The organism is Microbacterium sp. Root322, from assembly GCF_001425645.1.
GTDB lineage: Bacteria > Actinomycetota > Actinomycetes > Actinomycetales > Microbacteriaceae > Microbacterium > Microbacterium maritypicum.
This window is the reverse complement of sequence record NZ_LMCS01000002.1, coordinates 412,387-425,417: the sequence shown is the minus strand read 5'-3', so window position 1 is coordinate 425,417 and position 13,031 is coordinate 412,387. Positions and strand designations below refer to the sequence as shown.

Genomic DNA, 13,031 nt, shown 5'->3' with positions numbered 1-13,031 from the left:
CCGGTCGATCAGACCAGATCCCGCCAGTCCACGTCCTCGTCATCATCGGCGACCGGCGTCATGCCGGTGATGACGGGAAGACTCATCGTCTCGGTGGGCGGACCCATGATGGTGGCTTCGTCGCGCCGATGCCGCAGCACCTCGTTGATGTAGCTGGTGAGCACCTCGGCGAGCGGGATGGAGCGTCCTTCCGCCTGAGACAGGTACCAGCGGTGCTCCAGCACCTGGTGGAACACCTCGGCCGGCTCGAGTTTGGCGCGCAGCTCGTAGGGGATCGCACGCACGACCGGCTCGAACACTCGGGTCAGCCACTCGTGCGCGTACATCTCCTCGTCCGCCCACTGCTTCGTCGAGCGGGCCCGGAACTCGTCGAGGTCGTTGAGCAGACGTCGTGCCTGGTTTTCCTCGACGTCGAGGCCGGTCAGGCGGATGAGACGGCGCTGATGATGTCCGGCATCCACGACCTTCGGCTGGATCTCCACCACGGTGCCGTCCGCGGTCGTCGACATCGACATCTCGTCGATGTCGAAGCCGAGGGCGTTGAGCCGCTCGACACGTTCGGTGATGCGCCATGTCTCCGCGGCGGAGAACGACTCCTGTGCAGTCAGCTCTGCCCACAGCGATCGATACGACGACACGATGCCGTCGGCGATCGCGACCGCGTCCACGCCGTGCTCGAGCCGTCCGCCGGCAGCGAGGTCCATGATCTCGCCGGCGATGTTGGTGCGGGCGAGGTCGAGGTCGTAGGCGCGCTGGCCGTCGGTGAGCCCCTCCTCGTGCAGCTCTCCCGTCTCCGCGTCGACGAGGTAGGCGGCGAATGCGCCGGCGTCCCGACGGAACAGGGTGTTCGACAGTGACACGTCGCCCCAGTAGAAGCCCACGTTGTGCAGGCGGACGAGCAGCAGCGCGAGTGCGTCCACCAGACGGTTGGCGGTGTCCGGGCGCAGAACGCGTGTGAACAGAGCGCGGTACGGCATCGAGAAGCGCAGGTGCGAGGTGACCAGCGCGGCGGGGAGTGGGTCACCATGCGCGTCGGTGCGCCCGGCGATCACGGCCACCCGGTCGACGCAGGGCACATCGAGTCGGGCGAGGTTGCCGAGCATGTCGTACTCGCGCTGCGCCATCTCCGCGGTGGTCTCCTTGACGGCGACGACGCGACCGGAGAGGTCGGCGAAGCGCACGAGGTGGCGGGAGAGCCCCTTCGGGAGCGAGACGATGTGCTCGGACGGCCACTTCGCCAACGTGGTGGACCAGGGGAGGGAGAGCAACCCCGGATCGATCTTGCTGGCGGTGATCCGCAGCGAATCCTGCATGGCGCTCCCTGGTTGCGTGCGAAGAGGAAAAAGAGACGCGGCGCAGGCGACCGAAGTCAGCCTGCGCCGCGTCTGTGGATCCGATCAGGCGGAGACGACCGGCTTGTCGTTCAGGCGCTCGCCCGACTCGATGTCGAACGCGTGCACGTGGCCGGCCGAAGCTGCGAGCGTGACCGTCTCACCCGCGTTCGGGTGGTTGCGGCCATCGACGCGAGCGACGAGGTCGGCGCGCTTGCCGTTGATCTCGGTGTGCCCGTAGAGGTAGCCGTCAGCGCCGAGCTCCTCGACGAGGTCGACCGTGACCGAGAGGCCCTTGCCATCGGCGGGGCCGACGACGATGTCCTCCGGGCGCACGCCGACCGTGACCTGCGAACCGTTCGCGCGGCCGACGGTGTCGCGGTCGAGCGGGACCACCTCGGTGCCGAAGCGGATGCCGCCCTCGGCGAGGTCCGCCGAGAACAGGTTCATCGCGGGCGAGCCGATGAAGCCGGCCACGAAGACGTTGTTCGGCTTCTCGTAGAGGTCGCGCGGGGAGCCGACCTGCTGGAGCAGGCCGTCCTTGAGGACCGCGATGCGGTCACCCATGGTCAGCGCCTCGGTCTGGTCGTGGGTGACGTAGACCGTGGTGACGCCGAGACGACGCTGCAGCGACGCGATCTGCGTACGGGTCTGGACGCGGAGCTTGGCGTCGAGGTTCGACAGCGGCTCGTCCATGAGGAACACCTGCGGCTGGCGCACGATCGCACGGCCCATGGCGACACGCTGACGCTGACCACCCGAGAGGGCCTTCGGCTTGCGGGTCAGGTAGGGCTCGAGGTCGAGGAGCTTCGCAGCCTCGAGCACGCGGGTGGCGCGCTCTTCCTTGCCGACGCCGGCGATCTTGAGAGCGAAGCCCATGTTCTCGGCGACGGTCATGTGCGGGTACAGCGCGTAGTTCTGGAAGACCATCGCGATGTCGCGGTCCTTCGGCGGGACGTCGGTCACGTCGCGGTCGCCGATGAGGATGCGGCCGGCGTTGACCTCTTCGAGGCCGGCGAGCATGCGCAGGGACGTGGACTTACCGCAACCGGAAGGACCGACGAGGACGAGGAACTCGCCGTCACCGACCTCGAGGTTCAGCTTGTCGACGGCCGGACGGGTTCCACCGGGGTACAGGCGGGTGGCTTCGTCGAAAGTCACAGATGCCATTGTCGTTTCTCCTTCACCGGCAGGTACGTGCCGGACGATCCGTAGTGATGAAGCGGTGAGATGAGTCACCGTGACCCGTCTTTGGGTCGAATTCAGTATGACATGAACGGCTGTACCTGGGTATTTCTCAGCCTCACTGGTTAGCATCGAACTCGGCCGCGCGCAGCGGCGATCGTCGCTGAGCGGCGGTCGGGGCCAACCCGGACCCCCGCAGACTCACAAGAGGAACGATGTCGAGCGACGAAACGCCGAACGTCCCCACACCTCGCAATTCTCGCGAGGCCGTGCGGGAGAAGGCTCAGCAAGTGCACGCCCAGCAGTCGAGGGCGCGCCTCATGCGACGTATCATCATCGGCGCCGTCGCGGTCGTCGCGGTGGGGGCGATCGGCACTGCGGTGACCCTTGCGGTGTCCGCCCAGGTGTCCAAGCCCAAGCTCACTCCGACGGGGATGGAATCGGACGGCGTGGTCGTCACAGACATCACGGCGGTCGCAGGATCCGACGAGGTCCCCGCGACACCGTCCGCAGAGCCGACCGATGCGGGTGCGTCGACCGAGCCGACGCCCAAGGCGACCACGTCTGAGAAGGTCGACATCCACGTCTACGTCGACTACCTCTCGCCGGACGCGGGGAAGTTCGAGCGGGCGAACGCGCGTCAGTTCGCCGGCTGGATCAGCGAGGGCGCCGTGACCGTCAGCTACCACCCGGTCGCTCTCCTCACCGCGAGCTCGAACGGCACCAAGTACTCGCTGCGCTCGGCGGCCGCAGCCGCCTGCGTCGCCACGCACTCGCCCGCGCAGTTCTACGCGTTCAACCACGACCTGCTGGACAACCAGCCCGAGGTCGGCAGCGATGGCATGTCCGACGAAGAGCTCGCGAACCTCGCCGCGGCCGTCGGCACCGACAACACCAAGGCCGTGCGGTCGTGCATCGAGAACGGCGACTTCGTCAGCTGGGCGAAGGATGCGACCACTCGCGCGCTGGACGGACCGCTCGCGGGCTCCAAGGACCTGGTCCTGCAGTCGGCTCCGATGGTCGTCGCGAACGGCGAAGCGTACGTCGGAGCGCTCGACGACCCGGCCGAGTTCTCGCAGTTCGTGCTCAGCGTCGCGAGCGATGCCTCGCGTGCCACGCCGACGCCGACTCCCACACCGACCACCACGCCTGCCCCCTAGGTCGAAGCGGGGTCGATGCCATCGCTAAGCTTGTGGGTGGCATCCGCCGACTTGGCGCAATTGGTAGCGCACCGTACTTGTAATACGGGGGTTACGGGTTCGAGTCCCGTAGTCGGCTCAAGAAACACCGACGGCATCAGCCGAGAGGCGTATTGCACGCTCCCGCATTGCTATCGTCGCCCTGATGGCGAACCTAGATAGTCGGGGGATGACTCCTGAAGATCGTATGAACACGTTTCTGCTGTACCCGGAGTGGTTCGGAGGCGACCGGATACCGGAGAGGTTTGTGGTCTCAGCTGAGCTGCGAAAGCGGCTCCGGGAGTGGAATCAGGTCTGGGAGACCGTGCTGGATCCGGTCACTGAAATGCAATGGCCAGATCCACAGATCGGACGCACATGGATCGCTGAGGGCGAGCAGCTCGTGGCAGATCTGCAGGCAGAGCTCGGGCCGGGCTTGTCCGTCGTCGGCGATTTTGCCCGGTATGCGCCGCCGCGTAGGTCGTAGGCTCTGGGCATGAGCGAGCCCGAGGCGGAGCCGACCCCGTCGCTGATCCAGCAGCGACTCGCCCTCCAGCGCAGGCGGGTGGGGGCGGTATCTCAACTGGGGTTCTCAGCCGTCGTCTTGGCCGGCTGGATCTTCGTTCTCGTCCTCGACGGCCCCAACGTGTGGCGCTGGATCGGCATCGTCGTGTTCGCGCTCGGTGCCGCGATCGGGGCTGTCCAGCTCCGCAAGGCGCTGCGGGAGACCCGGGCTTTCGAGACTCGACACGGCCCGGGAGCTGGCGTCCAGAAGCGAACGGAGTGAGCGGTTCTTCGCTTCGCTACCTCCGGCTCCGGCGGGTCGGCTGATGTCCGTCTCACGGGGGATGCGCCTGCTCACGTGCCTGCGTACCGTTGCACCCATGACCGCATCAGAGGAGAGTTCGAAGAAGAAGCCGGGGTATGGCATCGCCACAGGGATGGCGCTCGGGCTACCGCTGGGCGTTGCGGCCGGGCTGATCTTCTTCGACAGCGTTGCGATCGGCGCAGGTGTGGGTATCTCTGTGGGTCTCGCGATCGGTGCAGGACTCGAGTATTCGTGGAAGAACGGCGAGCCCGCGGCCGAGGCCGAGGACGAGTAGGTCACTCTTCCGGCCCTTCGCAGAGCAGGGGTGCAGGGGAGTGAGCGGAACATCCGCCCCTCCCTCGTCCTAGGCTGGTGTGATGCTCCACGGACTGATTCGCCCTGTCGAAGCCCACAGCGTGACGCTGAAGGGCGAAGACCTCGCCGAGGTTCGCGCGCAGCTCACCGCTCAGGCTCCCGCCGGATGGGACCTCGTCTCGGCGATGGCGACGATGGAGAAAGCAGGATCGATGCGCTCGGTCGAAGGCAAGTTCCTGCGTCGTGACGGTATCCGTGAGATCGAAGGCGACGACATGGCTGCCCTCGAGTCGCAGGTGCCCGAGGGATGGCAGCTGCTCTCCGTATGGCGGACGAGCTGAGGCTCACGCGTCTCTGATCGTGGTCTCGGCGTACTCAGTCCACTGAGACGGGTTCTGGTGTGTCGACGACCTCGTCGATGAGGCCGATCCCGCCCGTCGAGCTCGCGGACTGCATGAGGTCCTGAATCCACGAGGGGTTCAGCGGGGGCGCCTCCGGCTCGTCGAAGGTGAAGCGGAGCGGAATCGAGGGGTGCAGCCAGATCGTCGAGCGTCCTGCGGGATCTCCGTCGGGATGACGCCACGACAGGGTGAAGCTCTCGTTGCGTCGCAACTTGGTGGCGATGACCACCTTCAGATGCGCGAGCGCGCGGTCCTCGATATGGATCTCCTCGCCGTTGCCGTACTGGATCGTTCCCATCTCTGCACCATAGCCGCCACCGCGCGCACTTTCCGCGCCAGGCCGTGATGGTGAGAGAGCATATCGGAGTATCGCGCTAGAGGGTGATATGTTACCGAACGTTGAGTTTCCTGGTGGGTACGACGTCGTGACACCAGGTGGATGACTGCGCAGGTGGCCGACTCCCCGCCGCGGCCACCTGCGCTTGCCCCCTGAAGGGCGTGATCCATGGAGCACCGGGGGAGGGGTATGTCATGAGCAGCTCGCCGGAGTCGCAGCGGTCCATGCCGGAGTGGCAGAGCGGCGACCCGTATGAGACCGCGCTCACGCGGGAGGCGTACGCACGCGAGAAGCGCCTGCTGCAGATCGAACTCCTCAAACTCCAGGCGCACATCACGCGTTCGTCCGACCGCGTGCTCATCCTGTTCGAGGGAAGAGACGCGGCGGGCAAAGGCGGCGCGATCACGCGCTTCATGGAGCACCTGAACCCCCGGGGTGCCCGTGTCGTGGCACTCGACAAGCCCACCGATGCAGAGCGGACGCAGTGGTACTTCCAGCGCTACGTCGCGCATCTGCCCTCCGGCGGCGAGATCGTGATGATGGATCGCTCCTGGTACAACCGCGCCGGTGTCGAGCGGGTCATGGGCTACTGCTCGTCGGCCGAGTACGAGGAGTTCATCCAGACCGTGCCGGAGTTCGAGCGCATGCTCGTCGGCTCGGGCATCCGCCTCGTGAAGCTGTGGTTCTCGATAGATGAGGCGGAGCAGCGGCGCCGCTTCGCGCACCGGGGCGAAGACGCCGTCGCGCAGTGGAAGCTCAGCCCGACCGACCTCGCGAGCGTCGACCGCTGGGACGAGTACATCGCAGCGGAGGAGGCGATGTTCCTCCGGACGGACACCCCTGCCCTCCCTTGGACCGTCATCGCGTCGAACGACAAGAGGCGCGCGCGGCTGGAGGCGATGAGGTGCGTCCTCTCGCGGTTCGACTACCCGGGCAAGGATCCGTTGATCGCTCACGCCCCTGATCCGCGGCTCGTGGGGCGCCCCTCTCAGATCCGCCACGAGGGGGAGAGGCCGACGCGGTGATGTCTGAGGGTCGCCACCGGGGGGCATCCGGGAATGCGAGGGGTGGACTCGGAGGTTGTTCCCCTCATGACTCGCATCGGCACCAGTGATCTCGACGTCCTCCCGCTCTCGCTCGGCGGCAACGTGTTCGGCTGGACGGCCGACCGTGACACCTCCTTTGCGGTTCTCGACGCGTTCGTGGACGGCGGTGGCGACTTCATCGACACCGCTGACTCGTACAGCTCCTGGGTGCCGGGGAACGAAGGCGGAGAGAGTGAGACGATCGTCGGCGAATGGCTGGCTTCTCGCAGGCCCGCAGGGGTGGTCGTCGCGACCAAGGTGAGCCAGCACCCGAAGTTCCGCGGTCTTGCCGCGTCGAACGTCCGCAAGGCCGCCGAAGCCTCGCTGGCGCGCCTGGGCGTCGATGAGATCGACCTCTACTACGCGCACTTCGACGACGAGACGGTTCCGCTGGAGGAGACTGTCGCCGCGTTCGGTCAGCTCGTCGACGACGGTCTGGTGCGGCACATCGCCGTGTCGAACTACTCCGCCGATCGCATCCGCGAGTGGATCGAGATCGCCCGTCGCACCGGTGCCGCGCTGCCGGTCGCTGTGCAGCCGCATTACAACCTCGTGCACCGCAACGAGGTCGAGGACACGATCATTCCGGTCGCCGAGGAGTTCGGGCTCGGTCTCGTCCCGTACTACTCGCTGGCGAGCGGCTTCCTCACCGGCAAGTACCGCTCGACGGATGCCGAAGGGCAGAGCTCGCCGCGGGCCCACGGCGCGGCGAAGTACGCGACGCCGGCGGGGCTGCGGGTCATCGATGCGCTCCAGGAGATCGGCGACGTGCATGACGCCTCGATCGCCGCGACCTCACTCGCCTGGCTCCGCGCGCAGCCGACGGTCGTCGCACCGATCGCGAGCGCGCGCAACGTGGACCAGGTCCCCGATCTCCTCGCCGGTGCCCGCCTCGAGCTCTCGGACGACGAGGTGCAGCGGCTCAACCAGGTCTCGGAGTGGACTCCGGCCCGGACCTGAGCTAGCTTCGCTCGTCGCCGACGAGTCCGTGCCGGTGCGCCAGGATGACTGCGTGGATCCTGTCGCGGGCACCGAGTTTCGCGAGCACGCGACCGACGTGCGTCTTCACCGTGGACTCGCCGACATAGAGAGTCTGGGCGATCTCCGCGTTGGTGAGGCCGCGGCCGATCGCGAGGAACACGTCGCGCTCGCGATCGGTGAGCGATTCGAGTGCGGCGCTCTCCTCGGCGGCCGGAGCGGCGGAAGAGGTCGCTCCGAGTCGGGGTGTCACATGCTCCATCAGCGCTCTCGTGACCCGAGGGGAGAGCGCTGCATCTCCGCGGGACACGGCGCGCACGGCAGAGATCATCTCGTGGCGCTGCGCGTCCTTCAACAGGAACCCACTCGCGCCCGCGCGGATCGCTCCGAACGCGTACTCGTCGAGATCGAACGTGGTCAGAACGAGCACCTTGGTCTGCGGGTGGTCGCGGACGATCGCTTCGGTGGCGGCGATGCCGTCCAGCTCCGGCATCCGGATGTCCATGAGCACCAGGTCGGGGGCGAGCAGGGCGGTCTGCGTGATCGCCGCCTTGCCGTCGCCGGCCTCACCGACCACCACGATGTCTTCCTCCGCGTCGAGCACCATCCGGAACCCGACTCGGATGAGCTCCTGGTCATCCACCAGCAGCACCCTGATCGCATCCGTCATCCGTCGTCCTCCATCGTCTCTCGTCGTGCGGCGGGTGTGCTTCCCGAGGTGGGGAGCACGGCCCGCAGAACCCATCGTCCCCCGTCCGCAGGTGCCGACCGCACCGTTCCGTGAACGTGCGCAGCGCGCTCGGACAGTCCGCGTACGCCGAATCCATCCGACCCGACCTCGCCTGTGACGCCGTCGTTCACGATCTCGATCGTGACCGTCTCGGTCGTGTACTCCAGTCGCACCGCGATGGTCTTCGCGGTGGGAGCATGACGCATCGCGTTGGTCACCCCCTCCTGGACGATCCTTCCGATCGCATGCGCGACGGCGGGGGAGACCTCCGCCTGCCCGACGACGGTGAGCGTCGCCGGATAGCCGGCTCGTTGCGCGGTCTCCACGGTGTCGCGCGCGGGTACGGGCTGCATCGGGGCCAGTGGCAACGGGGATTCGTCGTCGCGCAGCACTCCGAGCATCGAGCGCATCTCGGTGAGCGCACCTCTGGCGGTGTCGGCGGCGGATGCCGCGGCCTTGCGTGCCTGCTCCCGGTCCGGTGTCGCGGCCGCACCTTCGGACAGGGCGACGATGACGGTGAGCGAGTGGGAGACGATGTCATGCATCTCTCGGGCGATGCGGGCGCGTTCGGACGCGGCTGCGAGCTGCGCCTGCTGGTCGCGCTCGATCAGGAGCTGGCGTGAGCGGTCGATGATGGCGAGGAGGTAGCGCTTGCGGTCACCGACGTTGACTCCGACGAGTGTGCCGATGAGACCGAGCGCGACGTAGCTGAGTGCGGTGTCGAGGCCGACCTGGAGCACGGTCGCGCCGGTCAGCATGAGCACCGTGGTGAAGCCGAGGAACCATGCCGCGCCGATCCCGTAGCAGATCCAGGCCAGGCGGGCCGAGCGATAGACCGCGACGCCGTAGCAGGCGACGAGCAGGAGGATGATGCCGCCGGACATGCCCGTGAACAGACCGACGGTACCCAGGATCACCGCAGCGAGGAAGGGGCCCAGCGGCGCTCGACGGCGCCAGAGAAGGGTGCTGCACCCGATCGCGACCATCGCCAGCGTCGCGATGTTGAGGGTGATGTAGGTGCCCTCCGGGAGCGAGGGGTCGGGGTAGGGCGCGGCCGGTGCGAGCGACAGGAACAGGCAGATCAGGGCGAGCAGGATGTCGGCGAACAGCGGGTGGCGCGCCCAGAAGCGTCGGAACAGGCCAGGGGCACGCGGAAGCCGCAGCTCCTCGTCCTCACGGATCGAGTCGCTGCGGCTTCGCGTTCTGCTCACAGGCCGACTTTACGCGTCGCGCGTGCGCAGCACGCCCCACGCGACCAGGGCACCACCGGCGACCCAGCAGCCCAGCGTCAGGAACGCGGTGGGTGCGTCGAGAGCCGCCGTCTCACTGGGCATGATCGCGGCTTGCGCAGCCGCCACCGGGAGGTAGGACGAGGCCTCGATGACCCACGCCCACGCCTCGCCGGCGAAGGAGAAGAAACTCGCGACGATAGGCAGCACGAACAGCACGCCGACGGTGGCGGCGATGGCTCCGGCCCCCGAGCGCAGGATGAACCCGAACGAGACGCCGATGAGGGCGAAGACAGCCATGGACAGCGAGGCTACGACGATCGGCAGGATCGAGGCCGACGGATCGGACCAGTCGATGCTCTGATCCCGCGGCGCCACGATGAGAGTGACGGCGAGGGCGGCGATGGCGAAGATCACCAGCGACGACAGGAACATGAAGACGGCCAGCACGGTCGACTTCGCCGCCAGCACCGATCCGCGAACAGGATTCGCCGTGAGCGTCGAGCGGATCATTCCGGTCGAGTACTCGCCGGTGACCGAGATCGCACCGATGATGCCGGCGAGCAGCATGGTGAACTGGATGGGCATGATGACGGCCTGGATCGGCTCGAAGTCCGGCATGTCGAGGGCCTGGGCGATGAGAACCGCGATCCCCACGGTCAGAGCGGCGGCGATCCCGATGGACCACCAGGTCGAGCGCAGGGTGGCGAGCTTGATCCATTCACCGCGCAGCGCGCGCACGAACGTCAGCTTTCGACCGGTGTCCACGCGCGGCCGTGTGGCGGCGGGGGCCTGTGTCGTGGTCATGAGATCTCCTTGGTGCGGTACTCGACGGAGTCGCCGGTGAGGGCGAGGTAGGCGTCTTCGAGCGAACCGGTGGTCGGGGTGAGTTCGTGCAGCGCAATGCCGCGGTCCGCAGCGAGGTCGCCGATGCGCGCAGCAGGCAGCCCCACGATGTCGAGCAGGTCGGGAGCCGAGCTCACGATCTCGACATCGGGTCCGCCGACGGCTGCGGCCAGATCGGCCGGGCGGGGAGTGCGCACCCTGACCGTGTTGCGGGTCCACGAGCGCACGAGTTCGGGGAGCGGCGCATCCGCGAGCACGCGGCCTCGTCCCATCACGATGACGTGGTCGGCGGTCTGCGCCATCTCGCTCATCAAGTGGCTCGAGAGAAGCACGGTGCGCCCCTCGGAGGCGGCGTGGCGAACGAACTGGCGGACCCAGCGGACGCCCTCGGGGTCGAGGCCGTTGACCGGCTCGTCGAGGATCAGTGTGTGCGGGTCGCCGAGCAGCGCCGAGGCGATACCGAGGCGCTGTCCCATGCCGAGCGAGAACCCGCCTGCACGCTTGCGGGCCACCGATCCGATGCCGGCGAGGTCGATCACCTCGTCGACGCGAGAGGAGGGGATGCCGTGGGTCGCGGCCATCGCGCGGAGATGGTTGCGCGCGGTGCGGCCGGTGTGCACCGCCTTCGCGTCGAGGAGCACGCCCACCTCGGTGAGCGGTGCGCGCAGCTTGCGGTACTCGCGGCCGGCGATGGCGGCACGGCCGGACGTCGGCCGGTCGAGGCCGACGATCATCCGCATGGTGGTCGACTTCCCGGCGCCGTTCGGGCCCAGGAATCCGGTGACGCTGCCCGGCTTGACCGTGAACGACACGTCATCGACGGCGGTCTTGTCTCCGAATCTCTTGGTGAGGCCTTCTGCTGTGATCATGAGGACAACGTTACGGAGCGACCCCGGGACCGCGCGTCCTCCTCAGGTACACATCTGGTGGAGGGAGAGTCCGCCCGGCGGCGGACATCCGCACCTCAGGGCCGAGGACGTGCCTGCACGCGCGCGGCCATCTCGTCGGAGGCGAGGATCGCCTCGTCGATGATCTCCCTCGACGCCGGCGCGGTCAGCCAGTCGTGGCTCAACGAGGCGGGGACCAGAAGCGGCATCCGATCATGCAGATCGACGAGGTGGGCCGGGGCCGGGCGCATCACGATCGAGTAGCACGTGAACCACTCGCCGTCGGCGGTGCGCCCGCGCTGGGTGACGGCGGCCATGCCGAACAGGGTGCCGTCGTCGATGATGAACTCGTTCCACTGGCGAGAGGGCTTCTGCATCTCGTACCAGCTCGTCGCCGGCACGATCGCTCTCGACTTCGCACCTCCTGGACGCTCCTGAAGACGTTCGGCGCGGGTGTTGATCGAAGGGAACTTCGCCGGCTCGCCGTTCACGAGGAAGCCCCACCACGCGGGCTCCAGGGTCGGCGCGGCATCGGGCTGCACGACCAGGGGATTGAGGTTGCGCAGGTTCTTGCCCGTGGGGCGGACGGTCTCACCCGCATTCTCGCGTGCCCACACCCGCAGGCCCTCGAGTACCGCGTCGTCGGCGGCGGCGAGGAGTTCCGCATCGGTGAATCGGGGATCGAGACCGTAGCTCGCGCACATGCCGTCAGCGTAGCGCCGGGCTCCGACATCCGCAGGAACGAGAGCGCCCACGGGCTCGGGTAGGGTCGACAGGTGCCAGAGCCCCGTCGACTTCCCGCCCCGGTGGCACTGGGCGGTGCGGTGGCGATCGGGGTGATGACGGCGATCCAGGCGCGGATCAACGGAGTGCTCGGAGTGCGTGTCGACGATGGGATCGTCGCCGGCTTCGTCTCCTTCTCCGTGGGTCTTCTGGCGCTCGCGGTCGTGATCATCTGTCTCCCCTCGGCCCGACGAGGAGTGGCGAGACTCCGCGTCGGCATCCGGCAGCAGACGATCCCGTTCTGGATGCTGCTCGGGGGCGCCTGCGGCGCGCTCACGGTCTCCACCCAGGGACTCACGGCGGGGGTGCTCGGCGTCTCGCTGTTCACCGTCGGCGTGGTGGCCGGGCAGACGGTGCACGGCCTCGTGCTCGATCGGATCGGCTTCGGTCCGGCAGGCGTCGTCGCGGTCACTCCCGGTCGGGTCCTCGGCGGTCTGCTCGCGCTCGCGGCGGTCGGCATCTCGCTCTCCGGCGATGTGCTCGCCTCCGCACCGCTGTGGATGCTGCTGCTGCCGTTCGCAGCGGGCGTCGGCATCGCGTGGCAGGCGGCGACCAACGGGCGGCTGGCGCAGCGCGCGCGCTCGCCGCTGGCCGCGACTCTGATGAGCTTCATCGCCGGCACCGTGGTCCTCGCGCTGGCGTCGGGTGTGAGCATCGCGTTCCGCGGCGCACCTGCTGCGCTGCCGGCGGAGCCCTGGCTCTACCTCGGGGGCTTCCTGGGCGCCGCCTACATCCTGCTCGGCACCTTCATCGTGGCCCAGACGGGTGTGCTGCTGATGGGCCTGGGATCGGTGCTCGGGCAGCTGGTCACGTCGGTCGTGATCGACCTCCTGTGGCCACCGGCGGCGGGACCCGCGCTCTGGCAGGTGCTCGCGATGGTCGTGGTCGCCGTCGGGTCGGTCGTCGTGGCCGTGCCGTGGCGGCGTCGACGCTGAGGC

At 68.0% G+C, this 13,031-nt stretch carries 16 protein-coding genes and 1 tRNA gene; 9 read left to right on the top strand and 8 right to left on the bottom strand.

Annotation, left to right across the window (positions count from 1 at the left end):
- Window positions 1-8 precede the first annotated feature (8 nt).
- Together ASC55_RS06805 and ASC55_RS06800 are read right to left on the bottom strand one after the other, a co-directional pair.
- Window positions 9-1,313: a DUF4032 domain-containing protein gene (locus ASC55_RS06805; RefSeq protein WP_055873892.1), complete on the bottom strand. Its 1,305-nt coding sequence runs from the start codon at window positions 1,311-1,313 to the stop codon at window positions 9-11.
- A gap of 84 nt (window positions 1,314-1,397) precedes the next feature.
- A complete protein-coding gene (locus tag ASC55_RS06800; protein ID WP_055865216.1) occupies window positions 1,398-2,501 on the bottom strand; it encodes an ABC transporter ATP-binding protein in 1,104 nt (367 codons plus the stop codon).
- Between the two features lie 230 nt (window positions 2,502-2,731).
- Here ASC55_RS06800 and ASC55_RS06795 point away from each other — a divergent pair, with 230 nt between their 5' ends.
- From ASC55_RS06795 to ASC55_RS06770, 6 genes are all read left to right on the top strand, one after another.
- Entirely contained in the window at window positions 2,732-3,676 is a 945-nt protein-coding gene (locus tag ASC55_RS06795; protein ID WP_017828951.1) for a DsbA family protein, read from the top strand.
- Window positions 3,677-3,721: 45 nt separating this feature from the next.
- A tRNA-Thr gene (locus tag ASC55_RS06790) sits at window positions 3,722-3,794 on the top strand.
- Between the two features lie 90 nt (window positions 3,795-3,884).
- Window positions 3,885-4,181, top strand: coding sequence for a hypothetical protein (locus tag ASC55_RS06785; RefSeq protein ID WP_157559418.1), 297 nt, complete (start codon window positions 3,885-3,887; stop codon window positions 4,179-4,181).
- 9 nt (window positions 4,182-4,190) lie between these two features.
- On the top strand, window positions 4,191-4,481 hold the full coding sequence (locus tag ASC55_RS06780) for a hypothetical protein (RefSeq protein WP_055873886.1): 291 nt from the start codon (window positions 4,191-4,193) through the stop codon (window positions 4,479-4,481).
- Window positions 4,482-4,578: 97 nt separating this feature from the next.
- On the top strand, window positions 4,579-4,797 hold the full coding sequence (locus ASC55_RS06775) for a hypothetical protein (protein ID WP_055873884.1): 219 nt from the start codon (window positions 4,579-4,581) through the stop codon (window positions 4,795-4,797).
- A gap of 82 nt (window positions 4,798-4,879) precedes the next feature.
- A complete protein-coding gene (locus ASC55_RS06770) occupies window positions 4,880-5,158 on the top strand; it encodes a hypothetical protein (protein WP_017828944.1) in 279 nt (92 codons plus the stop codon).
- Between the two features lie 34 nt (window positions 5,159-5,192).
- Here the strand turns inward: ASC55_RS06770 and ASC55_RS06765 are convergent, their stop codons facing one another.
- Entirely contained in the window at window positions 5,193-5,516 is a 324-nt protein-coding gene (locus tag ASC55_RS06765) for a DUF7882 family protein (RefSeq protein WP_055865203.1), read from the bottom strand.
- Between the two features lie 233 nt (window positions 5,517-5,749).
- Between ASC55_RS06765 and ppk2 the strand changes: the two genes are divergently transcribed.
- Both ppk2 and ASC55_RS06755 read left to right on the top strand, forming a co-directional pair.
- Window positions 5,750-6,580 (top strand): polyphosphate kinase 2, encoded by an 831-nt coding sequence (gene ppk2 / locus ASC55_RS06760; RefSeq protein WP_055873881.1) that lies wholly within the window; start codon window positions 5,750-5,752, stop codon window positions 6,578-6,580.
- 66 nt (window positions 6,581-6,646) lie between these two features.
- Window positions 6,647-7,600 carry an aldo/keto reductase gene (locus ASC55_RS06755; RefSeq protein WP_055873878.1) on the top strand — a complete coding sequence of 318 codons (954 nt, stop codon included), beginning with the start codon at window positions 6,647-6,649 and terminating at the stop codon, window positions 7,598-7,600.
- A gap of 1 nt (window position 7,601) precedes the next feature.
- Here the strand turns inward: ASC55_RS06755 and ASC55_RS06750 are convergent, their stop codons facing one another.
- The 5 genes from ASC55_RS06750 to ASC55_RS06730 form a co-directional block, all read right to left on the bottom strand.
- Window positions 7,602-8,288 (bottom strand): response regulator transcription factor, encoded by a 687-nt coding sequence (locus ASC55_RS06750; RefSeq protein ID WP_055873875.1) that lies wholly within the window; start codon window positions 8,286-8,288, stop codon window positions 7,602-7,604.
- Window positions 8,285-9,559: a sensor histidine kinase gene (locus tag ASC55_RS06745; RefSeq protein WP_055873872.1), complete on the bottom strand. Its 1,275-nt coding sequence runs from the start codon at window positions 9,557-9,559 to the stop codon at window positions 8,285-8,287. Before ASC55_RS06745 ends, ASC55_RS06750 begins: the two co-directional genes overlap by 4 nt.
- Before the next feature lie 9 nt (window positions 9,560-9,568).
- The gene (locus tag ASC55_RS06740; RefSeq protein ID WP_055873869.1) at window positions 9,569-10,384 is read right to left on the bottom strand and encodes an integral membrane transport protein; all 816 of its coding nucleotides are present in this window, start codon (window positions 10,382-10,384) and stop codon (window positions 9,569-9,571) included.
- Complete coding sequence (locus ASC55_RS06735) at window positions 10,381-11,292, bottom strand: ABC transporter ATP-binding protein (protein ID WP_055865189.1); 912 nt, start codon at window positions 11,290-11,292, stop codon at window positions 10,381-10,383. Before ASC55_RS06735 ends, ASC55_RS06740 begins: the two co-directional genes overlap by 4 nt.
- 95 nt (window positions 11,293-11,387) lie before the next feature.
- On the bottom strand, window positions 11,388-12,014 hold the full coding sequence (locus ASC55_RS06730; RefSeq protein WP_055875990.1) for an SOS response-associated peptidase family protein: 627 nt from the start codon (window positions 12,012-12,014) through the stop codon (window positions 11,388-11,390).
- Between the two features lie 102 nt (window positions 12,015-12,116).
- Here ASC55_RS06730 and ASC55_RS06725 point away from each other — a divergent pair, with 102 nt between their 5' ends.
- Window positions 12,117-13,028 carry a DMT family transporter gene (locus ASC55_RS06725; protein ID WP_055873867.1) on the top strand — a complete coding sequence of 304 codons (912 nt, stop codon included), beginning with the start codon at window positions 12,117-12,119 and terminating at the stop codon, window positions 13,026-13,028.
- Window positions 13,029-13,031: the final 3 nt, after the last annotated feature.

Bases quoted from the DNA above. Each gene is read 5' to 3' on its own strand.
- ASC55_RS06775 (WP_055873884.1), top strand. From the start codon at position 4,579: ATGACCGCATCAGAGGAGAGTTCGAAGAAGAAGCCGGGGTATGGCATC.
- ASC55_RS06795 (WP_017828951.1), top strand. From the start codon at position 2,732: ATGTCGAGCGACGAAACGCCGAACGTCCCCACACCTCGCAATTCTCGC.
- ASC55_RS06740 (WP_055873869.1), bottom strand. From the start codon at position 10,384: ATGACCACGACACAGGCCCCCGCCGCCACACGGCCGCGCGTGGACACC.
- ASC55_RS06785 (WP_157559418.1), top strand. From the start codon at position 3,885: ATGACTCCTGAAGATCGTATGAACACGTTTCTGCTGTACCCGGAGTGG.
- ASC55_RS06800 (WP_055865216.1), bottom strand. From the start codon at position 2,501: ATGGCATCTGTGACTTTCGACGAAGCCACCCGCCTGTACCCCGGTGGA.
- ASC55_RS06730 (WP_055875990.1), bottom strand. From the start codon at position 12,014: ATGTGCGCGAGCTACGGTCTCGATCCCCGATTCACCGATGCGGAACTC.
- ASC55_RS06755 (WP_055873878.1), top strand. From the start codon at position 6,647: ATGACTCGCATCGGCACCAGTGATCTCGACGTCCTCCCGCTCTCGCTC.
- ASC55_RS06735 (WP_055865189.1), bottom strand. From the start codon at position 11,292: ATGATCACAGCAGAAGGCCTCACCAAGAGATTCGGAGACAAGACCGCC.
- ppk2 (WP_055873881.1), top strand. From the start codon at position 5,750: ATGAGCAGCTCGCCGGAGTCGCAGCGGTCCATGCCGGAGTGGCAGAGC.
- ASC55_RS06765 (WP_055865203.1), bottom strand. From the start codon at position 5,516: ATGGGAACGATCCAGTACGGCAACGGCGAGGAGATCCATATCGAGGAC.
- ASC55_RS06770 (WP_017828944.1), top strand. From the start codon at position 4,880: ATGCTCCACGGACTGATTCGCCCTGTCGAAGCCCACAGCGTGACGCTG.
- ASC55_RS06750 (WP_055873875.1), bottom strand. From the start codon at position 8,288: ATGACGGATGCGATCAGGGTGCTGCTGGTGGATGACCAGGAGCTCATC.
- ASC55_RS06780 (WP_055873886.1), top strand. From the start codon at position 4,191: ATGAGCGAGCCCGAGGCGGAGCCGACCCCGTCGCTGATCCAGCAGCGA.
- ASC55_RS06805 (WP_055873892.1), bottom strand. From the start codon at position 1,313: ATGCAGGATTCGCTGCGGATCACCGCCAGCAAGATCGATCCGGGGTTG.